Here is a 23,515-nt window from a genome sequence, read left to right as displayed (position 1 = left end):
AGCCGGCGGCCGAAGGCCGTCCTTTACTCCGGGGACAATCGAGAAGACCCTCCCAAAAGGGTCGGCGGCCAAGAATGCGGCAGCGCGGAGCCGCCAACCCTGGAGGAAACCGACGCGCCCAGGTCAGCCGGTGTAGACGGTCGCTTTGCCGTACAGGTTGCGGGTGACGGTGGAGAGGTAGGCGCTCGCGTCGGCGGAGCCGAGGTTGTAGGTGTTGAAGACGCCGTAGCCCTGGGAGACGGTGCGGGAGGCGAGGCTGGCGGCGGTCGAGGAGGAGGTGCCCTGGATGTTGATGGCCGCGGGCGCCAGCGAGGGCTTGCCGAGGCCGGGTACGTCGGGGACGCCCCAGGTGCCGTAGTAGGGGTTCCAGGCGTAGTCGAGCAGGTCCCCGGCGTTGACCCCGCCGTACGAGAGCCGCTCGGCGGTGGGGCCGATGAAGTAGAGCGTGATCAGCTTGTCCGGAAGCCGCGAGCGCAGCGCCTGGAGCAGGTAGACGAAGGAGAAGTCGTTGGGCTGGCCGGTGCCGTTGGCGCCGTAGTTGGACCACTCGTCGTCGAAATCGATCCCGTCGAGTCCGTAGCGGTTCACCACCTCGGCGAGCTGGTCGGCGAACGCCTCGGCGGCGGCACGGTCGGGGAAGTTGGCGAAGCCGGCGCCCTGGTGGTTGCCGAGCACCGAGAGCAGGATCTTGATGCCCTTGGCCTGGGCCGGGCGGATGTGCACGTCCGCGGCGTCGAGCTGCGCCTGCACCTGCGGGTTGTTGTAGAGGTAGGCCCGCTGGCCGTCGTAGTTGATGTTGGCGGCGAAGATCAGGCCGATGTCGAAGACGTTGCCGCCTCCGGCGAGCTCGTACTTGGCGACGTTGCCGACGCTGTAGTTGTTGACCTCGACATAGCCGGTCATCAGCGTCGGCGACGCGAGCGGGCGCGCCGCGTTCGCCGACGAGGCCAAGCCGAGGCCGGTGGCCGCGATGCCTGCCGCTCCGGCACCGAGAAGCATGCGTCTGCGTGAGATGTGGGGAACTGACATGTGGCGGATCTCCTTTAGTTGCGGTGGAACCTCAGGGTGCGGACCTCGAAGGCACCGAGACTGAGCGCGACGACACCGCCGTCAGCGCTCACCTCCGCGATCGGGTCCTCCACGAGCGAGATCTCATCGACCCGCCCGAAGCTTGTTCCGACGCGCAGCTCCCCCTGCGTACGCGCACCGGTGGACTCGTAGACACGTACGACCAGGTCGCCGGAGCGGTCGGCGGCGAGCTTCACGCTCGAGATCACCAGACCCTCGCCGGAGACGGTCACCAGCGGCTCGACCGGCTGGGCTCCCGACACAGAGCGGGCAGGCGTGTTGAGCGCGGCCCCGGCCTCGGTCGCCGACGCGACGGAGGCACCGATGACCAGGCCGTAGCGGTGGGTCTGTACGCCCTGGTCGGTCTCCGGATCGGGGAAGCGCGGGGCCCGCAGAAGCGAGAGCCGCACCTCTGTGGTCAGCGCGGAAGGACGGGTGACGTCGAAGCCGTACGTCGAGTCGTTGACCAGCGCGACGCCGAACCCAGGTTCCGAAGCCAGCACCCAGCGGTGCATCGAGGTCTCGAACTTCGCCGCCTCCCAGGAGGTGTTGGTGTGGGTCGGGCGGCGGTGGTAGCCGAACTGGGTCTCGGCGAGCGTCTGCTCGGCCTTGATGTCGAGCGGGAAGGCGACCTTGAGGAACTTCTCGGTCTCGTGCCACTCGGTGCTCTGGGAGATGTCGAGCACCCTTGAGCCGGGAGCGAGTGACAGCACCTGCGTGGTCGAGGAGTCGGCGGAGATGGGCCGCTCGATGACCAGCCCATCGGGGGTCACCGAGATGGAGGTGACGTCACGCAGGTCGGTGACCCGGTTGCGGTAGAACCGGTCCACGTCCCAGGCGTCCCACATGTTCGGGAAGTCCTGGTGGAGCTGGAGCAGGTTGGCCTCGGCCCCGGCCGGGATCGCGTCGCGCCCGGTCTCCAGATCGAGCGCCGAGGTGATCAGCCCTTCGGCGGAGACCTTGACCCGGACGAGGCCGTTGTCCAAGACGTACGTCCCACCCTGCTCGACCACAGAGACCGCCGCCACGGGCTCGGCCGCGGTGACCGCACCCGAGCGCCCGTCGGCACGCAGGGCGACCGTGCCCTCGCCGGCGAGCGCGGTGAGCGCCCGGTCGATGAGCGCCGCAGCGGCCTCGGCGACCCGGGCATACTGGGCGGCCGCCTCGCGGTGGACCCAGGCGATCGAGGTGCCGGGCAGGATGTCGTGGAACTGCTGCAGCAGGATCTGCTGCCACAGCGCGTCCAGCTCGTCGTAGGGGTAGTCCGCCAGCCCGCGCAGAGTGGCGGTGGCCGACCACAGCTCGGCCTCGACGAGCAGGTGCTCGCAGCGCCGGTTGCCCTGCTTGGTGAGGTGCTGGGAGGTGAGGGTGGCGCGGTGGAGCTCGAGGTAGAGCTCGCCGACCCACACCGGCGGCTCGGCGAGTTCCTCACGAGCCTCGGCGAAGAAGTCGTCGGGGTGGCGCCACGACACCTGGGCGGAACCCTCCAGATCCGCGAGACGACGGGCCTTGCCGGCCATCTCGCGGGTGGTGCCGCCACCGCCGTCGCCCCAGCCGACAGGGGCGATCGAGCCGGTGGCGAGCCTGTTCTCGCGGAACTGGCGCGACGCCTTGGCGACCTCCTCGCCGGAGAGCCGCGAGTTGTAGGTGTCCATCGGCGGGAAGTGGCTCAGGATGCGAGATCCGTCGATGCCCTCCCACTCGAAGGTGTGATGGGGGAACTTGTTGACCTGGTTCCAGGAGATCTTCTGGGTGAAGAACCACTCGAAGCCGGCCCGCTTCATCAGCTGCGGTAGGGCCGGCGAATAGCCGAAGGAGTCCGGCAGCCAGACGCCACGGCAGCGGATCCCGAACTCGGTCTCGAAGAAGCGCTGGCCGTAGAGGAACTGCCGCACCAGCGACTCCCCCGACGGCATAGTGGTGTCGGACTCGACCCACATGCCGCCGAGCGGGATGAACCGGCCCTCGGCGACCGCGGCCTTGACCTTGGCGTAGACCTCGGGACGGTGTTCCTTGAGCCAGGCGTACTGCTGGGCGCTCGACATCCCGTAGCGGAAGTCGGGGTCCTCGCCGAGCAGCTCGGTCATCGAGGAGGTGGTGCGGGCGACCTTGCGGATCGTCTCGCGAACCGGCCACAGCCAGGCGGAGTCGATGTGGGCGTGGCCGATCGCGGAGATCTGGTGGGCGGAGTCGTGCGAGGTCGCCTCGAGGACCCCAGTGAGAGCCGAGCGGGCCGAAGCCGCCGTCTCCGCGATCCGCTGCAGGTCCACCCGGTCGAGGGCGTCGTCGATGGCCTGCAGGATGCGGAACTTGCGCGGCCCCTCGGGCAGCTCGACCTGCAGCTCGTGGAGCGTCTCCAGGTCGAGGCAGAGCTCGAAGACGTCCTTCTCGAAGACGACCAGCTCGATCCGCCGGGTCGTGTAGAGCTTCTTCGGCGAGGAGGTCTGGATGTCGCCTTCCTGGGTGGGCAGGAAGGGGTGATAGTCGAGCAGCACCGGGTTGGCCGCGGCCTCCAGGAAGAGCTCGATCTCCTCGCCGCCGGTCGCCTCCTCGGCCACCAGCACCCACTGGTTGCGCGGGTTGAGGCTCTTGATCGGCTCGCCGTCAGGTGTGTAGACCAGCCCCTCGCACTGGAAGCCGGGCATGTTGACGTCGAAGCCGAGATCGCAGACCAGCTCCACCCGCTTGCCGGCCCACTCCGCGGGCACGGTCCCGGTGATCCGGAACCAGGTCGTTCCCCAGGCAGGACCCCAGTCGGTGCCGACCTCGACCTTCTCGTACGCCAGCGCCAGCCCTTCCGCGGGAGCGATCGGCTCCCCCGGCAGCTCGTGCCACTCGACGCTCACGGGCGCCGCGGTGGTGTGGACCGCCGGCCACAGGCGCTCCTTGAGGACCCGGCTCACGCGGCCTTCGGTGAGATGTACGTCGTCGTGCATCAGTGCTCGTCCTGTCTGTTCTCGAGGTCGTCTTCGATGAGCTCCAGCTGCGTGAGCACGCAGTCGGACAACGCGGTGAACCGTACGGCGCCGGCCACGACCGGGCCGCCGCGCCTGATCCGGAAAACCCGGGTCTGACCAGCCCAGGCGTACGTCTCAGCAACCCGCTCCTCGCGGGCCACCGTCGCACCGTCGGCATCGAGGTAGTCCAGCGCCCAGGCCAGATCTCCCGGCTCGGCAGAGGTCACGGTGTAGAGGGAGAGCCGCCGCTCGCCGACGAGGGGGACCTCCACCTGCTCCCCCGCCGTCAGCGCGATCGCGGTCTCGCCTGTGTCGTCGGTCAACGAGCCCGCGACAACGACGGAAACGTCGGACACCGGCAGCCCCGGCGCGATCCGCGAGGCCGACGGCGGCCGGGAATCCTGCGCCCAGCCGCACGGCACCTCGGAGAGCTCGATGACCAGGTGTGCGCCGTCGACCAGGCGCGCGTGCGGGATCGAGATCTCGTCCCAGGGCGCGCCGTCGAGCGTCACCGAGCGGATGAAGCCACCGCTCCCGACCGCCTCGATCAGGATCTCCTTGCCGTCGCGTGGCCGCAGCACGGTCCGGCGCACCGACGGCGGCACGATCACGTACGAGGCCGAGCCGGGGACCAGCGGGTAGAGGCCGATCGTGGCGAAGACGTACCAGGCCGACATCTCGCCGTTGTCCTCGTCGCCGGGATACCCCTGGCCGAGGTCGGACCCGACGAAGAGCCGTCCGAGGCACTCGCGGACGATCCGGTGGGCGTCGTCGTGGCGCCCGGCGAACATGTACATGAACGGGATGTGGTGGGCCGGCTGGTTGGAGAGGCCGAGCATCCCCATGCGTACGTCCCGGGCCTCGGTCATCTCGTGGATCGCGAACCCGTAGTGGCCCGACAGCGATGCCGCGCCGGTCTCGGGACGCGCGAAGAGCTCGTCCAGCTTCGCGCCAAGCGCGTCCTCGCCGCCGTGGAGCGCGGCCAGCCCGGCACCGTCGTGGGGCGCGGTGAAGGCGGTCCCCCAGGCGTTGGTCTCGGTGTAGTCGTGCCCCCACTCGTCGGGGTCGAAGCTTTCGCGCCAGTCACCGGCCGGGGTCCTCCCGATGAAGAAGCCGCGCGAGGTGTCGAAGACGTTGCGGTAGCCGAGCGCCCGGCGCGCGAAGTAGGCCTCCTCGGCGGCCAGGTCCTCATTCGCCCGGTCCTCGTTCAGGACACCGGCCAGGCGGGAGATGCCCCAGTCGTTGATCGCGTTGTCGAGCGTCCAGGACATGCCCTCGTGGGTCTCGGTGTCGACGTACCCGCGGAAGATCGCGCGCGGCAGCCCCTTGCGCCCGACCCGGGCGTCATCGGCCGGCACGGTCGCGTTCTTCAGCGCCGAGGCGTAGGCGGTCTCGAGGTCGATCCCGGGGACGCCCCGCAGCGCCAGGTCGGCGAGGACCGTGTCGAAGGTGGTCCCGGTCATGCAGTCCTCGGCGGCAGGAGCGCTCCAGCGCGGCGTCCAGCCACGGTCACGGAAGTGCTCGACGAAACCCCCCGCCAGCTCGCCGGCGCCGGCCGGGTCGAGCAGCGCGAGGAGCGGCCAGGCCGTGCGGTAGGTGTCCCAGAAGCCGTGGGTGACCGTCATCGGCGCGTGCCTGACCGTGGTCAGGTCGTACGGCGAGGTGTGCGCGTGTGTGGGCCCCTCGCCGTAGCGGTTGGGGTAGAGGAAGAGCCGGTAGAGCCCGGACCGGATCGAGACCAGCTGGTCCTCGCTCGCCCCCTCGACCTCGACGGTCGCCAGCGCCTGCTCCCACGCTGCACGGGCTGTCTCGGCCATCTCGTCGAAGCTCCCGGCGGTCGCGAGGTTGGCTGCCGCCTGCTCGTCACTGACGGTCGAGATGCCCAGCCGCACGTCGACGGTCCCCGCCCCGTTCAGCGCGATGTGGCCGCGGAGCCGGCCCCCGCCCAGACGCAGCTGGGAGGTGCCCTCGACGCGGAGGTGGATGTGCTGGGCGGGCTTGCCCTCGCGGTCGTCGAGGAGGGCGCGGACGATCAGGCCCTCCCTGCCGCTGTACACATCATTGGCGCAGGTCAGCGACCGGATCTCGCCATGGTGGTCGAGCACCAGCGAGCGGGCGCCGGTGAACCGCATCCCGAGCGCGAAGTCGCCGGGGACGAGCTCGGCGGTGACGCCACCGTCGAGCGCGACCGCGTAGCGGTGCGGCCCGGCCTCCTCGTCGGCATGGTCGAAGCCCAGCGCCCGCGCGCGCCGGTCGTCGTCGGGCTCGATGAGCGGGCTCGGCATCACCCCGAACACCCCGTGGTCGCCCATCCACGGGCTCGGGATGTGCGAGGTCGCGAACGCCTCGATCGCCGGCCGATTCGGCCCACCGGCCGTGTCGCGGTTGTGCGCGTGCCAGGCGTAGGGCCAGTTGCCCGCGGCGGCGTTCGTCATCGGCAGCCCGAAGACGCCCCCGTGCGGCAGCCCGACCAGTGGCGCGTTGTTGCCACGCGAGAACCTGCCGCTGGAGTGCGTTCCGCGGCGGATGTCGACCTGGTCGAGCGGCTCCGCCGGCAGCGGGCGGGCCGGGCGTGCGCCGACGTCATCGACCCACACCCGCAGCGGCACCTCAGCGGCACGGGCCACGACCAGGAGCCGCTCGATCCGCCGGCCGGCCAGCCCGGCCAGCGCGACGCGCCGCAGGTTCCACTGGTCCACCCACGCCCGACGCCCCTCCCCCTGCGCGGCCGGAGTCAGCGCCTGCCCGTACTGGTCGACCAGCCCGATCTCGCCGAGCCGCCGCCCGTCATCGAGGACCGCGTCGAGACAGACGTACGTCGAGTCCCACCGCCGCTCATCGGTCGACGCCGACTCCGGGAAGACCACAAAGCGCAGCTCGTCCCCGTCGGCCACCTCGATCGGCGCCTCCAGCGGAAGCTCGGCCTCCACATCACCGACCCCGGGCTCCACCTCGAAGCACCACGCCTGCGACGAGGAGTACCCCACGCCCGCACGCGCGTTGACCGGGTCGGCCGGCCCGTTCCCGAGAAAGTGACTCACGCAGTCCTCCCGCTGGTCTCGACACCGGCTCGCTGGCGCTCGCCGGGTCTGAACGAAGTGGCCCCGACCAGCGAGACAGCTGCCCCGGCGAAACTAGCGCCGGCAGGGAGCAGGGGCAGGATCACGGTCTGGTAGGCGTGGTAGACGTCCGGCTTGCCCGGCCAGACGGTGGCCGAGGGCTGGTTGTGGGCGTCGAGCTCGTGATGCCACGAACCACCCTCCCGGTCGACCAGATGCTCCTCGCAATAGGCCCACCAGCGGCGTACGTCCGCGAGCGCGGCGGCGGAGCCGGTGTCGCGGAAGAGGGTCCAGGCCGCGGCGACGGCCTCGGCAGCGACCCAGTGCATCCGCTCGCGCACGACCGGCTTGTCGGCGAAGTCGGTCGTGTAGACGAAGCCGGGAGCTCCGTCGACCGACCACCCGCGCGAGGCCGCCGCCGCGAGGAGCGACACGGCATCCTCGAGCAGCCCCGAAGGAGCCGATGCCCCGAGCAGCGTGCGCGCGTGCAGCGCCAGCCGCGCCCACTCGAAGAGGTGCCCGATGGTGACGCCGTACGGCCGGAACGGGTGGCCCGGCTCGTCGACGTTGTAGTCCAGCCGCACCGTCCAGGACGAGTCGAAGTGCTCCGGCAGCCGCCAGTCGTGCTCGCGCGCGAAGCCGTGCACGACCCGTTCCAGGATCCGCAGCGCACGCTCGAGCCACACCCGGCGCCCGGTCACCTCGGCGACCGCGAGGAACGCCTCGACGGCGTGCATGTTGGCGTTGACGCCGCGATAGCCGTCCAAGGTGGCCCAGTCGGCGCTCCAGACGTCGAGGATCATGCCGTCGTCCTCGCGCCAGAACCGCTCTTCCATCAGGCTCAGCGCGTCGTCGAGAAGCGCCTCCGCGCCGGGGTGGCCGGCGGCGTACGCGGTGGTGGCGGCGAGCACGACGAAGGCGTGGGCGTAGCCCTCCTTCACGGTGCTCACCACCTCGCCGGTCTCCGGGGAGACCGCGGAGTGCCAGCCGCCGTTGTCGTCGTCGTGGAGCAGCCCGGTCAGTGCGGCGACCCCGTGGTCGACGTACGCAGCAGCCGAGGCGTCACCGCGCAGCTGCGCGAGCCCGAAGACGTGCGTCATCCGGCAGGTGATCCAGGTCTCGACGGGCCGCTCGGGAGAGAGCCGACCGCGCTCGTCGAGCCACCCGAAGCCCCCGCCGTCGTGACGGGAGGCCCGGGCGAACGACAGCAGGCGCGAAGCCTCCTCCTCGAAGCGGGCGATCTCGGCGGTGGTCAGTTGCAGGTCGGTCATCCCTTGATGGCCCCTTCCTCGACCCCGCGGAAGAAGTAGCGCTGCAGCACCGCGAAGACGATCACGATCGGGACGAACGAGATCATCGTGCCTGCCGCGATCAGGCGGGGGTTGTTGGTGAATGTGCCCGACAGATACTGCAGGCCGACGGTCAGCGTGAGGTTCTCCGGGTCGGTCAGCACGATCAGCGGCCACAGGAAGTCGTCCCAGGCCCCGATGAACGCGAAGATCGAGATGACGCTGAGCATGCCGCGTACGCCGGGGAGGTTGACGTGGATCAGCCGCTGCCAGGCGTTGGCACCGTCGACCTTGGCGGCCATCTCGAGCTCGTCCGGGATCGCGGTGAACGCCGCCCGCATCAGCAGGACGTTGATCATCCCGATCATGCCCGGCAGCGCGACGCCCAGCAGGGTGTCCGTCAGCCCGAGCGATCGGACGGTGACGTACTGGGCGATGATCGTCGCCTCGCCCGGCAGGATCAGGGTGGCCAGCAGCGCACCGAGCACCAGCCTGCTCCCGCGGAAGCGCAGCTTCGCCAGCGCGTAGCCCGCCATGGTGGCCCCGAGGACGTTGCCGCCCACGACCAGGACCGCGACGATGAGCGAGTTCATCGCGTAGTCGATGACCGGCACGACCTCGGCGACCTTGGTGTAGTTGGCGAACGTCGGGTCCTCCGGGATGAACCGCGGGGTCGAGGTGTAGATGTTCTCGTCGATCCCCTTCAGCGACGTCGACAGCTGCCAGACGAACGGCAGGACCGTGATGACGAGCACCACCGCCAGCAGCGCGTAGCGCAGCACGACCTCCCCCACCGACATCCGGTGGAAGGCGTACGACTTCTGCTTCCTGTCGTTGGTCATCAGCCGTCCTTCCTGTTGAGACGGACCAGCAGCACCATCGGCACGAGGGTCAGAACGAAGAGCAGCAGGCTCAGCGCCGAGGCGTAGCCGAGGTGGCCGGTGAAGCCGGTGGAGTACATCTGGATCAGCATCACCACCGAGCTGACCCGGCCTCCCGGTCCGCCGGTGCCGCCGGTCATCACGTAGAGCTCGGAGAAGACCCGCAGCGAGGAGACCGTGATCAAGATGGTGATCAGCAGCATCGTGCCGCGTACGCCGGGCACCGTGATGCTCCAGAACCGGCGCACTGGGCCGGCACCGTCGACGGCGGCGGCCTCGTGCAGCTCCTTGCCGACGTTCCCGAGCGCGGAGAGGTAGATGATCATGTAGTAGCCCAGGCCCTTCCAGACCGTCAGGCTGATCGCGCTGAACAGCAGCAACCAGCGGTCGGTGAGGAACGGCAGCGGCTCCTGGACCACCTTGAGCGCCTGCAGGATCGCGTTGATGGCGCCCCGGTCGTCGAGCATCCAGTTCCAGATCAGCGCGACGACCACTGCCGAGGCGACGACCGGGGTGTAGAACGCCACCCGGAAGAAGGTCAGGCCGGGCAGCTTCTTCTCCACCAGCACCGCCAGCAGCAGCGGCAGCATGGTGAGCAGAGGTACGCAGACCAGCATGTAGAGGACCGAGTTGGTCAGGGCGTAGACGAGCTGGTCGTCATCGAGCATCCGCTCGAAGTTGGCGAGCCCGACGAACTCTCCTCCGCCGAGCGGCTTCTTGTTCGTGAAGGCCATGTAGACCGTGTTCAACGCCGGATAGAGGTTGAACACGCACAGCCACAGGGTCGCGGGCGCGACGAGCAACCAGGGCGTGAACCACTTGTGTTCACGCACCCGATTGGTCATCCCGGTGGAGTCGGGCACTGGGGAGTCCGTCACTGCGCCAGCAGCTTGTTGCACTCCTCGACGGCCTTGTCGAGGGCTTCCTGTGCCGTCGCATCACCGCTGATGGCGAGGCCGATCTGCTGGTCGATGATGGTCGACATGGCCGGCGAGACCCTCGGGTTGTTCGGGATGGCGGTGGTCAGGGTCTTCAGGCCGGTGACCTTCGCCTTGGCGGCCACGGAGCCGTCGTCCTCGGTGAAGTAGGGGTCCTCCTGCGAGGCGACGGTGCTCGGGTAGACACCCGGGGCCAGCTTGGCGAACTCGCGCTGGTTGTCGGGGTTGGTCACGAACTGGGCCAGCGCGTTCGCGGCGGCGAGGTTCTCGCTGTTGGCGTTGACCGAGAGGCCCTGGACGTAGAGCGGGCCGTCGCCGAAGGCCGGCGAGATCTCGGTGCCCTTGGCGAGCGCCGGGTTGGCCTCCTCGAGACCGGAGATGTTGGAGCTGCCGGTCGTCCAAGCGGCCTTCTCCTGGTTGTAGAGCTCCGCGTTGCCCTGGAAGGTGTCGGTGAGGATGTCCTTCGGCAGCAGCCCGTCCGCATAGGCGTCGGCGTACTTCTGCACGAGCTCGACGGCCTCAGGGGTGTTGAAGGTGAGCTCGGTGCCTTCGTCGTTGAAGATCGGTACGTCGGCCTGCTGCAGGTCGTTGAGCCCGGGCTTGCGGGTCATCAGGTAGACCTTGCCGCCGGACTTCTCCTTGAGGGTCCTGGCCTGCTCGATCAGCGAGTCGAGGTCGGTAGGCAGGCTGGCCGGGTCGAGCCCGTTCTTGGCGAGCATGTCCTTGTTCCAGTAGTTCACATCGGTGCCGAGGTACCACGGGTAGCCGTAGGTGCCGTCGAGGCCGTCGTACTGGTAGCCCTGCAGTCCACCCTCGACGAACGTCCCCTCCAGGTCGACGTCGGTCTCCTCGAGGTCGAGGAGCTGGTCCTGCTGGGCGAGCGGAAGAGCGAAGTCCGGAGGCAGGTTGGTGACGTCGGGAAGGTCGCCGGAGGATGCCTGGGTGAGCACCTTCTGGTCGTAGCCGTCGCCGGGCTGGTCGAGCCAGGTGACCTCGACGCCCGGGTTCTCCTTCTCGAAGTCGGCGATCACGCCTTCGACGTAGTCGGTGAACTTGGGCTTCAGCGCCCAGGTCTGGATCGAGACCTTGCCCTCGATCTTGCCCTCGAGGTCACCGGCGGACGGCTCGTCACCGGCCCCGCAACCCGTCATCGCAGTGATGCCCATGGCCAACCCAGCGGCGACCCCCACCAACCGGCGTACGCTCATTTTTGGCTCCTTGCTGAAAGCTTTTGATAAAGCGGTTAAGTTCGGGCCGTACTATTCACCGAACGAGGTGTGCCGTCAAGGCATCCGTGTGAGGGGCGCCACAATCGCTCCCGGCCTCGTCCCAGGAAGGACTTGTCGATGGCACGACCCACGATCGCGGACATCGCAGAGCGCGCCGGCGTCTCCAAGGGCGCCGTCTCGTTTGCGCTCAACGGACGGCCGGGGGTCAGCGAGGAGACCCGGCGGCGCATCCTCGCGGTCGCCGACGAGATGAACTGGCGCCCCCATCGCGCGGCCAGGTCCCTCGGCAACTCCCGCGCCGGAGCCGTCGGCCTGATCCTGCCCCGCCCCGCACGTACGCTCGGCCTCGAGCCGTTCTTCGGCCAGATCGTCTCCGGCCTGCAGGCCGGCCTGGCCGAGGACGGCACGGCGCTGCAGCTGCTCGTGGTGGAGGACCCCGAGGCCGAGATGGCCGCCTACCGCAGCTGGACCGCCGAGCAGCGGGTCGACGGCTTCGTGCTGCTCGACCCGCTCATCGACGATCCCCGGTTCGCGGCGCTCGAGGCACTCGAGGTCCCGGTGATGGTGCTCGGTGGGCCGCTCGAAGACACATCGCTGAGCTTCAGCTGGGCCGACGACAGCGAGGCCATGCACGAGGCGGTCGACTACCTCGCCGCGCTCGGCCACCGCCACGTCGTCCACGTCGCCGGCATGCCGCAGTTCCTGCACACCAAACGCCGGATGGACGTGCTCACCGAGGCCAAGGAACGCCACGAGCTCGCAGAGGTGGTCTCGATCCCGACCGACTACAGCGACTCCGAGGGAGCGGTCATCACCCGCCGGGTGCTGTCGCGGCGCGAGCGGCCCACCGCAATCGTCTATGACAGCGACGTGATGGCCGTGGCCGGCCTCGGGGTCGCCCTGGAGATGGGCGTGCGCGTGCCGCAGGACCTCTCGATCCTCTCCTTCGACGACTCGCTGCTCGCCCGGCTCACCCACCCCTCGCTGACCGCCCTGACCCGCGACACCCAGGGCTGGGCCACCGAGGCCGCTCGCGGGCTGCTCCGGCTGATCGCCGACCCGAGTCTCACGGTCCGTCATCAGTCGAGCACCCCGGTGCTCGTCCCGCGGGAGAGCACGGCTCCGCCTGCCGGACACTGATTGCCCCTGTTTACTTAATCGGTTTATATTGCGCGGGTGCCAGCTCTTCCGACGCCCTCAGCCACTGCCCCGTTGCGCTTCGGCGCCAACCACGTGCCCTCATCCGGCTGGTTCTACTCCTGGCTCGACTTCGACGCCGACCAGATCGCCCGCGACTTCGACGACCTCGCCGGGCTCGGCCTCGACCACGTACGCATCTTCCCGGTCTGGCCGTGGATCCAGCCCAACCGCTCGCTGATCCGGTCCTCGGCGGTCGACGACGTGCTCACCACCATCGACCTGGCCGCCACCCGCGGGCTCGACGTCTGCGTCGACCTGGTCCAGGGCCACCTGTCGAGCTTCGACTTCCTGCCGTCCTGGGTGCTCACCCACCATCAGCGATCGCTGTTCAGCCACCCGGAGGTGCGAGACGGCCTGCGCACCTACGTCGACACCCTCTCCGGCGCGGTCGCCACCCGGGACAATGTCTTCGCGCTGACCCTCGGCAACGAGGTCAACAACCTGTGGCCGTCCAACCCGACCACCATCGCCGAGTCGCATTCCTGGGCCGAGGAGCTCCTCGAGACCGCCCGCAAGGCCGCTCCCGGCCTGCTCTGCCTCCACTCGCTCTTCGACGATGCCTTCTACGCGCCCGACCACCCCTTCGGGCCCGCCGATGTCACCACTCTCGGCGACCTCAGCACCGTGCACTCCTGGGTCTTCAACGGCGTCGGCGCGATCGACGCGCCCCTGGGGCCGGCCACGCTCACGCATGCCGACTACCTGGTCGAGCTGGCCGCTGCGTACGCCGTCGACCCGGGGCGCCCGGTCTGGCTCCAGGAGATCGGCGCTCCCCTGCCGGAGATCGGACCCGACAGCGTGCGCGAGTTCGTCACCGGCACGATCGACCACGTCGTCCAGAACCCGGCCCTGTACGGCATCACCTGGTGGTGCTCCCACGACCTGGACCGATCGCTGGTCGACTTCCCCGATCGCGAGTACGACCTCGGTCTCTTCACCGTCGACCACCGCCGCAAGCCCGTCGCCGAGGCACTGGCGGAGGCGATCGCCGAGCACAGCGGCCCTCGCCCCACACCCACGCCACGACAGCGGCTCGAGTGCCCCGTCGACCTGACCAGCGAACCCGAGCGCCGCGCCGAGGTCGCCCCTGGCAGCGACTTCCACCGCGCCTGGGTCGCCGCCCGGGTCGACGGCCCGGTCGAGATCGTCCCGCCCACCCGCTCCCGCTGACCTCAGCCACCTTCCCCGCCGTCGTGACCTCACGTCCGGCGACGGTCGAACCCTGTCGAGACCCCTTGACACGACGCGTGATCCTCATCACACTCTAGTCAATTCCAGTGTCGAACCGGTTCGAAAGTCAGGTAGCGAGTTGGCCACCATCCAAGACGTAGCGCGGCACGCGGGCGTCTCGCGGAGCACCGTCTCCTACGCCCTCTCCGGCAAGCGCACGATCTCGACCGAGACGCGGGAGCGGATCGAGCAGGCCATCCGCGAGCTCGGCTTCACCCCGAACGCCGGCGCACGCGCACTGGCCACCTCGCAGACGATGGTGCTCGGGCTGCTGCTGCAGTTCCACGAGGACGAGTTCGCGCCGGCCATGCTGCAGTACGTCTTGCCGATCTCCATGCGGGCTCGCGAGCTCGGCTACGACATCCTGATGGTGACCGACCCCGACGGCCCCTCCGCGATCCACCGGATCGCGGACTCCCGCATGGTCGACGGCATCGTCCTCCTCGACGTCACCGCCGAGGACCCGCGCCTCGAGGCACTGAGAAAGGTCGGCAAGCCCGGCGTGCTGCTCGGCCTCGCCCGCGACACCGCCGGCCTGGACTTCGTCGACCTCGACTTCGGCGAGGCGGCCAGGATGCTCGTCGACCACCTGCACGAACGCGATCATCGCGAGCTGATCCTGATCGCGCCGCCGCACCACGTGGTCGAGCGCGGCGGGACCTACGCCTGGCGGTTCCGCGACGCGGCCGTCGAGCGCGCGGCGCGACACGGCATCCAGATCCACTGCTACCACGGCGAGTCGCGCCAGCCTGCGATCGGCGAGTCCGTCAACCGCATCCTCGACGCACACCCGACCGCGACCGGCCTGATCGTCCACAACGACGCGACGGTCGCCGCGCTGCCCTCGATCCTGAGCGATCGTGGGGTTCGGGTCCCCGAGGACCTCAGCGTGGTCAGCCTCTACTCGCGTGACTTCGGCGAGGAGTTCTCGCTCCCCTATACAGCCGTGGACTCGGCCGCGGACGAGCTCGGACGCCAGGCGGTCTCCCGGCTGATCGGCCGGGTCACCGACCCGGTCACGGCCGGACCGCCGATCGTCCGGTTCGTCACCCCGGTGCTCCGCGACCGCGGCAGCACCAGCTGACCCACCGCCGGGATCGTACGGAGCGCCTCGTCGCGCCCAATGTCGAACCGGTTCAACAACCCACGCAATGATGCGAGAGGACACGAGATGAACAGCACCCCCACCACACGCCGCCCCCACGGTCGTACGGTCGCCCTCCTCACCGCGGCCGCGCTGACCATGTCTCTGGCGGCGTGCGGCTCCTCGGAAGAGTCGGGCAAGGTCACCGAGATCGGGTTCTGGGACCCCTACCCCCAGTACGACGACAGCTCGGACTGGGCCAAGTACGTCAAGTCGTGCGCACCGGAGGGCACCACCATCAAGCGCACCGCCGCCCCGAACACCGACCTGATCAACAACCTCACGACAGCCGTCCGCGAGGACAACGCACCCAACGTGGTGTTCCTCGACAACCCGGCGATGCCCGAGGCCTCCGCGTCCGGCCTGCTGGCCCCCATCGACGAGGTCGGCCTCGAGGCGACCGACGCCGATGCCAACCTCGCCGGCCCGGGCACCGTGGACGGCGAGACGTACGGCGTCCCCGTCGGCGCCAACACCCTCGGCCTCTACTACAACGAGAAGGTCCTCACCGACGCCGGCGTCGACCCGGCGAGCATCACCGACTGGGCGAGCCTGAACGCCGCCCTGGAGAAGGTGACCGGAGCCGGCCACAAGGGCATCACGTTCGCGGGCGTCCCCGGCGAGGAGGGCACCTTCCAGTTCCTGCCGTGGTTCTGGGGATCCGGCGCTGACCTGTCCGACATCGGCTCGGCCGACGCCGTCGAGGCGGGCCAGCTCGTCTCGGACTGGATCGGCAAGGGGTACACCCCCAAGTCGGCCGTCACCGACAACCAGTCCGCGTCCTGGGACCTGTTCCTCACCGGCGACTACGCGTTCGCCGAGAACGGCTCGTGGTTCGCCCAGGCGGCGACCGAGCAGAAATTCCCGATCAAGATGATGCCCATCCCGAGCCAGGACGGCGGCGCGGCGCCGGTGCCGACCGGCGGCGAGTTCGGCGTGGTGCCGCTGCACAAGGAGAACAGCGACGCCCACTACGCCGCCGCCAAGGACGTGCTCGACTGCCTGCTCGGCTCGAAGACGCAGGTCGAGACCGACGACATGCTCGGCTACTTCACCGCCTCCGAGGCCACTCGCAAGCAGCAGATCGCCTCCACGGAGCACTACCAGCCGTGGGCCGATGCCATCTCCAGCGCCCAGGGCCGCACGACCGACCTCGGCACCAGCTACCTCGCGACCTCGGCCGCACTGTCGAAGGCCGAGCAGGCCGCGCTCAACGCCGCCGGTGACGCCGATCAGGTCAAGGAAGCGTTCGAGACCGCGGCTCAGGAAGCCAAGGGCAACTGACCCGCGACCGGACCCTGGAGAACGGACGAAACAGTGACCAGGAATCCCACAGTCTCGACACTGGAACGCCGGACGGCACCGGAGACGGTGCCGGCCTCGGCGCCCCCTCCCCGGCGCCGGCATCACCGCCGCCGCTGGGCCGGCGTGGCGTTCGTCGCTCCGCTGGTGACGTACCTCGTGGTCTTCTACGCCTATCCGCTGGCCGAGAACGTGTCGATGAGCCTGCACCGCTTCACCCGGGCAACGTACGTCACCGGTGAGGCGCCCTTCGCCGGGACCGACATCTACCGCGAAGTGCTCACCGCGCCGCAGTTCTGGCCGATCGTGCAGCAGACAGCGATCTTCGTGGTCGGATCGCTGGTCTTCCAGTACGTCATCGGGCTGGCGCTCGCGACGTACTTCCACCGCCACTTCCCGCTGTCGGTGCTCCTGCGTGGACTCTTCCTGGTCCCGTGGCTGCTCCCGATCATCGTCTCGGCGACGACGTGGCAGTGGATGATGGACGCGGACTCGGGCATCGTCAACCGGTTCCTCGGAGCCTTCGGCGTCGACTCCGTCTGGTGGCTGAGCGCCGACAACTCGCTGTGGGCCGTGATGATCGCGAACATCTGGCTCGGGATCCCGTTCAACCTGGTCATCCTCTACTCCGGGCTGCAGAACATCTCGGCCGAGCTCTACGAGGCGGCCGCTCTCGACGGCGCCGGCCCGTGGCGCCGGTTCTGGTCGATCACGTTCCCGCTGCTGCGGCCCGTCACCGCGATCACCTTGCTGCTCGGCTTCGTCTACACCCTCAAGGTCGTCGACATCATCTGGATCATGACAGCCGGCGCCGGGTCGTCCCAGACGCTGGCGACCTGGGCGTACGGGATGGCCTTCGGGAAGGGCACTTCGGCAGTCATCGAGTACTCCCAGGCGTCCGTCGTCGGCACGATCCTGCTGCTCGTCGCTCTGCTCATGGGGCTGGTCTATGTCGCCGTCCAGCGCAAGGAGGCCTGACATGGACACCTCGACTCGAACCACACGGACCGCCTCTGCCTGGCTGAAGACCGGCATCGGCCTCGTCCTCACCGCGATGATGCTGTTCCCGCTCTACTGGATGATCAACGTCTCGCTGACCCAGCGCGACGCCATCCGCAGCGGCGGCCTGTTCCCGAAGGCGTTCACCCTCGACCACTACCAGGTGGTGCTGCAGGACCAGCTGCCCTATCTCGGGACGAGCCTGGTCATCGGCATCGGGACGGTCGCGCTCACGCTGCTCGTCTCGGCCCCGGCCGGCTACGCGATGTCGTCGCTGTTCGTCCCGGGCCGGCGGGTGCTCAACTTCTGCCTCATCGTGGCGCAGATGGTCCCCGGCGTCGTGATGGCGCTGGGCTTCTACACCGTCTACACCGACCTCGGGATCCTCGACACCGTCCCCGGCCTGATCGTCGCCGACTCCACGATCGCGATCCCGTTCGGCGTGATGCTGTTCTCCGCGTTCATGGCGGGCATCCCGCGAGACCTCCTCCACGCCGCGGCCATCGACGGCGCGAGCCACTGGAAGACCTTCACCCAGGTCGTCCTGCCGATCTCGCGCAACTCGGCGGTGACCGTCTCGCTGTTCGCCTTCCTGTGGGCGTGGTCCGACTTCATCTTCGCCTCCACCCTCAACCGCGAGGGCGGCGCGCTGCGCCCGATCACGATGGGGCTCTACGACTACATCGGCTCCCAGAACCAGGAGTGGGGCCCGCTGATGGCGACCGCCGTCGTCGCCTCGATCCCCACCGCCATCCTGCTCGTCGTCGCCCAGCGGTACGTCGCCGCCGGAGTGACGGCGGGCGCCGTCAAGGACTGAAGGACACCCCGCATGCCGCTGCACGACACCTCGACCGAGGCCGCCTTCGACGTCCGGGAGATCCCGTTCTCCCGGCGCGGCTCCTGGCTCGACCTCTCCCCCGTGGTCGCCCTGCACACCCGCACCGACACGATCCACCTCGTCTCCCACCGCAACGGGTTCCACGGCGTGCTCGCGCTGCGACCGGAGCGCGTCGGCCGGCCGGTCGAGACGACCTGGTCCGCGGAACCTGCGGTCCTGACCTGGGCGCGGGAGGACGGCCGAGTCGAGGCGGCCTTCGCCGGCACGGACGCCGTACGGCTCCGTGGGTCCGGCCTCGCGCTGCGGCTCGGCGATGCCGCTGCCGGGCTCACCCCGTTCACCGGAACCTACCTGTTCACCGACCCGAGCGACGGTGCCGTCGTCTTCACCAGCTACGAGACCGGTCACCGCTACCGCGTCACCATGCTCCGCGGGGAGCACTCGGTCGAGGGCTCCGAGGCCCTCGGCGAGGCGACGAGGTCGATCCTGCTCGGAAGCGACGGCGGCGACTGGGAGGCCGAGGTACGCGAGGCGACCTCGCAGCAGACGGTGCCGGCGGAGGCAGCGACCTTCGAGGAGGTCGTCGCGGACTCGGCAGAGGACTTCGCCGGCTATCTCGACGACCTCGCCCCGTGGCGTGACGGGCGCACCCCGGCGGCGGCGCTGGCGGCGTACGTCCTGTGGTCGGCGACGGTCGCTCCCAGCGGTCTGCTGGGCCGGGAGTCGGTGCTGATGTCAAAGCACTGGATGGACAAGCTGTGGAGCTGGGACCACTGCTTCAACGCGATGGCGCTCGCCCCCGGCCGTCCGGACGCCGCGCTCGACCAGTTCCTCGCGCCGTTCGACCACCAGGACGACCGCGGCGCGCTGCCCGACTCGGTGACGCACACCGAGGTCCTCTACAACTACGTGAAGCCGCCGATCCACGGCTGGGCGCTGAGCCGGCTGCGCGCGACCTCGGCCCGGGCCTTCGACACCGACGAGCTCGAGCGCATCCACGACGGCCTGGTCCGATGGAGCCGGTTCTGGATCGACTCCAGGCGACGGCCGGGCCACGACCTGCCCTACTACCAGCACGGCAACGACAGTGGGTGGGACAACTCCACCACGTTCGACCTCGACCGGGTCATCGAGTCACCCGACCTCGCCGCGTTCCTCGCGGTGCAGCTCGAGGTCCTCGCCGACCTCGCCGACGAGCTCGGCCACCCTTCGGCGGGCTGGCGCAAGGTCGGCGACGAGCTCGTTCGTACGCTGGTCGACCAGCTCTGGACGGGCACCGAGTTCGTCGCCGTGGGCGCGCTCTCGGGTCGCCGGAGCACCGGAACCAGCCTGCTGAACCTGCTGCCGCTGGTGCTCGGCGACCGGCTCCCGTCCGACATCCGTACGACGATGGCGGACCGGCTCGGCGATCACCTGACCGACTACGGACTTGCCACCGAGCCGGTCTCCTCGCCCCACTACCAGGACGACGGCTACTGGCGAGGCCCGATCTGGGCGCCGTCGACCGCGCTCATCGAGGACGGCCTGCGCCGAAGCGGGTTCACGGCCGTCGCCGACGTCGTCAGCGAGCGGTTCAGGGCGCTGTGCGAGAAGTCCGGCTTCGCCGAGAACTTCGACGCCCGCACCGGCGCGGGGCTGCGTGACCGCGCCTACACCTGGACCGCCGCGGTCTACCTCCTCTTCGCCGCCGATCACGTTCGGCGGTCTTGACCCCACAACAGAAGGAGCTACCGATGAGATCACCCTTCATGTCCACACCAACCCGGGCGGCCGCCGTGGCCGCGGTCGCCGCGATCGCGCTGGCCATGCCCGGGGCGGTCCCACGCGCCGGTGCCGCCGAGGTCGCCGTGCCTGACCCGGTCGTCCACTACGCCTTCGACGACGACCCGGCCACCGGCACGGTCGCCGACGACTCCGGCAACGGGCTCGACGGCGTCCTGGTGAACGGCGGCACCGCCAACACCGTCCCCGGAGACGGCGGCGGCCAGGCTCTGCACCTGCCCGGCGGGCCGTCCTCGTCGGACGGCGCCTACGTCACTCTCCCCAAGGGCGTCCTCGAGGGACGCACCGACCTCACCGTCACCGCGCGGGTGAGCTGGGACGGAGGTGGCGGCTCCTGGCAGCGGATCCTCGACCTGGGCAAGGACACCAGTCGCTATCTGTTCCTCACGCCGTCGAACGGGTCGGTGCTGCGTACGGCGGCCGTGGCGGGCACTGGCGCCGAGGCGACCAACTCGGGCTACGCCCCGCTCCCGGAGAAGTCCTGGCACACCGTCGCGGTCACTCTGGACACCGAGTCGGACCGGCTCACCACCTACCTCGACGGCGCCGCCGTCGCGACCGCCACCACGAAGATCACCGCCTCAGACCTCGTCGAGGGCGCGTCCACGAGCGGGTACCTCGGCAGGTCGATGTTCCCCGCCGACAACCTGTTCGGCGGCTCGCTCGACGACGTGACGTTCTACGGGGCGGCACTCACCCCGGAGCAGCTGGTCCAGGCCACCGGAGCCACCCCTCCCACGATCGTCGAGCCGACAAAGACCTCCTTCGACGTCTACACCGACGTCGGCAAGGAGCCGGACCTGCCGGCCTCGGTGCGGGCCACGTTCAGTGACGGCTACGACCGCGACGTACCGATCACCTGGGACGAGGTGGATCCGGCGAAGTACGCGGACCGCGGCAGGTTCACGGTGACCGGCGCCGCCGCCGGGCGGCCGGTCTCGGCCGAGGTGACCGTTCGATACGAGAACCAGGTCGACATCGACCTGGCCAAGCCCACCGGTGACGTCATGGGAGGCGCGTCCGGGACGCTCTACGGGGTCTACGGCAAGGACCTCCCGTCGAGCAACCTGATCGACGGGATCAACCTGCGTACGGTGTCGACCAAGGCCCAGGACGGTCCGCAGCACCCGGGCGCGGACGCCCTCGAGGTGCTCGAGCCGCTGGTGGACGGCTCCGGCGGCGACGTCTACATCTACATGACCGACATCTACCGCGGGTTCCCCTACCAGTGGCCGGGCGACACCCCGCAGGCCAAGCTGGACGACTTCAAGGCCAAGATCAGGACCCAGGTCGAGCAGGTCAAGGCGCTGCCGGAGAAGTACCGCAGCCACGTCGTCTTCGTGCCGTTCAACGAGCCCGAGGGCAACATGTTCGGCACCGGCGAATGGAGCTACAACAAGGTCAGCTGGCTCGACGACCCGCAGCACTACTTCAAGGCCTGGGACGAGGTCCACGCCCTCATCAGGAGCGAGCTCCCCGACGCCCGGATCGCCGGTCCGAACACGAGCATCCTCTATGACCAGGTGCAGGGCTTCATGAAGCACGCGCTGGCCAACGACACGATGCCGGACGTGATCACCTGGCACGAGCTGAGCAACCCGGCCTCGATCCGGACCAACGTGGCGAGGTTCCGCGGGTGGGAGGACACGATCTACCAGGGCACCCCGTACGTGGGGAAGCATCTGCCGATCAACATCAACGAGTACGCGTTCAACTACCACACGTCCGTCCCGGGTCAGATGATCCAGTGGGTCTCAGCGCTCGAGGACAGCAAGGTCGACGGCGACATCGCCTACTGGAACATCGATGGCAACCTGTCCGACTCCGCCGTCGAGGCCAACAAGGCCAACGGGCAGTGGTGGCTGCTGAACGCCTACAGCCAGATGACCGGCCAGACGGTCAAGCTGACCCCGCCCCGTCCGAACGAGAGCTACACGCTTCAGGGCGTCGCGGCCCTCGATCGCGATCGACGACGGGCAGAGGCGATCATCGGCGGTGCCGACGGGGAGTCGTACGTCGACCTCGAAGGCGTCGACCCGACGACGTTCGGGACCAGCGTGCACGTCGCCATCAAGGAGATCGGCTGGTCGGGTCAGCTCGGCGACAACAGCGGGCCGGCCGAGGTCGCGGAGATGAACCTCCCGGTCAGTGACGGCGGTGTCGGGTTCTGGTTCGGCAAGGACGGCGTCCCCGCCCTCTCGGCGGAGTCCGCCTACCAGATCATCGTCACGCCCGGCGCCAACGCGACCGCGGAGGCCGCGCCGCCGCAGCAGTGGCGGGCGACGTACGAGGCCGAGGACGCCGCGCACTCGGGCTCGGGTTACACCCGCAACGGCCCCGAGGGCAGCCCCTCCAACCTGGGCGGCTTCTACACCTCCGGCTCCTACAACGTCGGCGGCATCCGCACCGACTCGAACGTGAAGCTCGACTTCGCCGTGGACGTGCCGAAGGACGGGACCTACGACCTGAGCGTGTTCGCGAACTCTCTGAACACCTACGGCCTGGTCAAGGAACAGGGTCCGACCAACGCCTTCATCACGGTCGACGGCAAGCAGGAGCAGGAGATCCACCTGCCGCTCGGCTACAAGTGGGTGGTGTGGGACCACGCCGACACGACGGTCGACCTGACCGCGGGGAAGCACACGATCTCGATCGCGGCCCGGAGCCTCGACGGCACTGAGGGCACCCGAGGGGACGCGATCATCGACAAGATCGACCTCTCCTTGTCGAACCCTGCCGCCACGCAACGCACCTACGAGGGTGAGGACGCGACGATCACCGACGGAGCACGGGCCGACTACTCGAAGGCCAGGGTGTCCGGGTCCGGCGCCGCAGACCTCGCCCGGGGTACCGCGACGTTCTGGGTCTACTCCCCCGACGACGGCGAGCACCGCCTCCGGTTCGACACCCTCGGGTCCGGGCGCGTTCGTCTAGCGTTGAACGGAGAGAACCTCGGGGTTGTCGCTCGGTCGGTCTCGCGTGACGTGCTCCTCTCCGGCGGCATCAACAAGATCACCCTGACCGCGGAGCAGGGCAGGCTGCTGGTCGACCGGCTCCGTGTCGGTCCGTCGGCGGGCGCGCTGAAATCGGTGACCACCCAGGCCGAGGACGGGGCGCTCGAGGGCTCGGCGAAGGTCGCGTCCTACCCGCTCGCCGACGGCGGCAAGGCGGTCACCGGTGTCGGTGGCGACCCGGGCAACGGCAACGCGCTGACGCTGGCCACGACGGCACCTCGGGCCGGGACGTACGCGATCACGGTGCGCTACTCCAACGGCGAGCAGTCACCCGCCTCGCACTACAACCCGGACCCGCTGGCCCGGCACGCCGACGTCAGCGTCAACGGCGACGAGGCCCGCCGGGTCTGGTTCCCGCACAGCTTCCACGACAACGGCTTCTGGACATTGACGTTCTACGCAGAGCTGAAGGCAGGCGAGAACACGCTGTCCTTCCGCTCCGAGGAGCTGCCGGACTGGAACGGGGAGACCTACATCTCCGACCGCTATCCGGAGCTTGGCCTTCGGTCGCCGTGGGCCCCGAACCTCGACCGGATGACGGTGACGCCGCTGGCCGCGGACTGAGTACGCCGCGGCCGCCCTCGC

General features: G+C 69.4%; 15 protein-coding genes. 8 read left to right on the top strand and 7 right to left on the bottom strand.

Going from position 1 to position 23,515, the window contains the following annotated elements; all coding sequences use genetic code 11:
- Positions 1–123 precede the first annotated feature (123 nt).
- From ABTW65_RS27210 to ABTW65_RS27180, 7 genes are read right to left on the bottom strand one after another with little or no spacing between them, the layout of a single operon-like run.
- Complete coding sequence (locus tag ABTW65_RS27210; protein WP_350666013.1) at positions 124–1,029, bottom strand: endo-beta-N-acetylglucosaminidase H; 906 nt, start codon at positions 1,027–1,029, stop codon at positions 124–126.
- Positions 1,030–1,043: 14 nt separating this feature from the next.
- Complete coding sequence (locus ABTW65_RS27205; protein WP_350666011.1) at positions 1,044–4,004, bottom strand: alpha-mannosidase; 2,961 nt, start codon at positions 4,002–4,004, stop codon at positions 1,044–1,046.
- On the bottom strand, positions 4,004–7,066 hold the full coding sequence (locus tag ABTW65_RS27200; RefSeq protein ID WP_350666009.1) for a GH92 family glycosyl hydrolase: 3,063 nt from the start codon (positions 7,064–7,066) through the stop codon (positions 4,004–4,006). The genes ABTW65_RS27205 and ABTW65_RS27200 overlap by 1 nt, the downstream gene beginning before the upstream one ends.
- Positions 7,063–8,355 carry an AGE family epimerase/isomerase gene (locus ABTW65_RS27195; protein WP_350666007.1) on the bottom strand — a complete coding sequence of 431 codons (1,293 nt, stop codon included), beginning with the start codon at positions 8,353–8,355 and terminating at the stop codon, positions 7,063–7,065. The genes ABTW65_RS27200 and ABTW65_RS27195 overlap by 4 nt, the downstream gene beginning before the upstream one ends.
- A complete protein-coding gene (locus tag ABTW65_RS27190; protein ID WP_350666005.1) occupies positions 8,352–9,215 on the bottom strand; it encodes a carbohydrate ABC transporter permease in 864 nt (287 codons plus the stop codon). The genes ABTW65_RS27195 and ABTW65_RS27190 overlap by 4 nt, the downstream gene beginning before the upstream one ends.
- The gene (locus ABTW65_RS27185; RefSeq protein ID WP_350666003.1) at positions 9,215–10,132 is read right to left on the bottom strand and encodes a carbohydrate ABC transporter permease; all 918 of its coding nucleotides are present in this window, start codon (positions 10,130–10,132) and stop codon (positions 9,215–9,217) included. The genes ABTW65_RS27190 and ABTW65_RS27185 overlap by 1 nt, the downstream gene beginning before the upstream one ends.
- Complete coding sequence (locus tag ABTW65_RS27180; RefSeq protein WP_350666001.1) at positions 10,129–11,400, bottom strand: ABC transporter substrate-binding protein; 1,272 nt, start codon at positions 11,398–11,400, stop codon at positions 10,129–10,131. The genes ABTW65_RS27185 and ABTW65_RS27180 overlap by 4 nt, the downstream gene beginning before the upstream one ends.
- Before the next feature lie 138 nt (positions 11,401–11,538).
- On the opposite strand from ABTW65_RS27180, the gene ABTW65_RS27175 reads away from it, so the two are divergent.
- From ABTW65_RS27175 to ABTW65_RS27140, 8 genes are all read left to right on the top strand, one after another.
- The gene (locus ABTW65_RS27175; RefSeq protein WP_350665999.1) at positions 11,539–12,561 is read left to right on the top strand and encodes a LacI family DNA-binding transcriptional regulator; all 1,023 of its coding nucleotides are present in this window, start codon (positions 11,539–11,541) and stop codon (positions 12,559–12,561) included.
- A 36-nt stretch (positions 12,562–12,597) separates the two neighbouring features.
- Entirely contained in the window at positions 12,598–13,791 is a 1,194-nt protein-coding gene (locus tag ABTW65_RS27170) for a glycoside hydrolase 5 family protein (RefSeq protein ID WP_350665997.1), read from the top strand.
- 139 nt (positions 13,792–13,930) lie between these two features.
- The gene (locus ABTW65_RS27165) at positions 13,931–14,935 is read left to right on the top strand and encodes a LacI family DNA-binding transcriptional regulator (protein WP_350665995.1); all 1,005 of its coding nucleotides are present in this window, start codon (positions 13,931–13,933) and stop codon (positions 14,933–14,935) included.
- 87 nt (positions 14,936–15,022) lie between these two features.
- Positions 15,023–16,279: an ABC transporter substrate-binding protein gene (locus ABTW65_RS27160; protein ID WP_350665993.1), complete on the top strand. Its 1,257-nt coding sequence runs from the start codon at positions 15,023–15,025 to the stop codon at positions 16,277–16,279.
- A 33-nt stretch (positions 16,280–16,312) separates the two neighbouring features.
- Complete coding sequence (locus tag ABTW65_RS27155; protein ID WP_350665991.1) at positions 16,313–17,275, top strand: carbohydrate ABC transporter permease; 963 nt, start codon at positions 16,313–16,315, stop codon at positions 17,273–17,275.
- Position 17,276: 1 nt separating this feature from the next.
- Positions 17,277–18,113, top strand: a complete 837-nt coding sequence (locus ABTW65_RS27150) for a carbohydrate ABC transporter permease (protein ID WP_350665989.1) — start codon at positions 17,277–17,279, stop codon at positions 18,111–18,113.
- 12 nt (positions 18,114–18,125) lie between these two features.
- Entirely contained in the window at positions 18,126–19,844 is a 1,719-nt protein-coding gene (locus ABTW65_RS27145; protein ID WP_350665987.1) for an amylo-alpha-1,6-glucosidase, read from the top strand.
- Positions 19,845–19,867: 23 nt separating this feature from the next.
- The gene (locus ABTW65_RS27140) at positions 19,868–23,494 is read left to right on the top strand and encodes a LamG-like jellyroll fold domain-containing protein (protein WP_350665985.1); all 3,627 of its coding nucleotides are present in this window, start codon (positions 19,868–19,870) and stop codon (positions 23,492–23,494) included.
- Positions 23,495–23,515: the final 21 nt, after the last annotated feature.

The organism is Nocardioides sp. NPDC127503, assembly GCF_040302165.1.
Taxonomy (GTDB): Bacteria; Actinomycetota; Actinomycetes; order Propionibacteriales; family Nocardioidaceae; genus Nocardioides.
The sequence above is the reverse complement of the archived record's forward strand: the minus strand, read 5'-3'. Positions and strand labels throughout refer to the sequence as shown.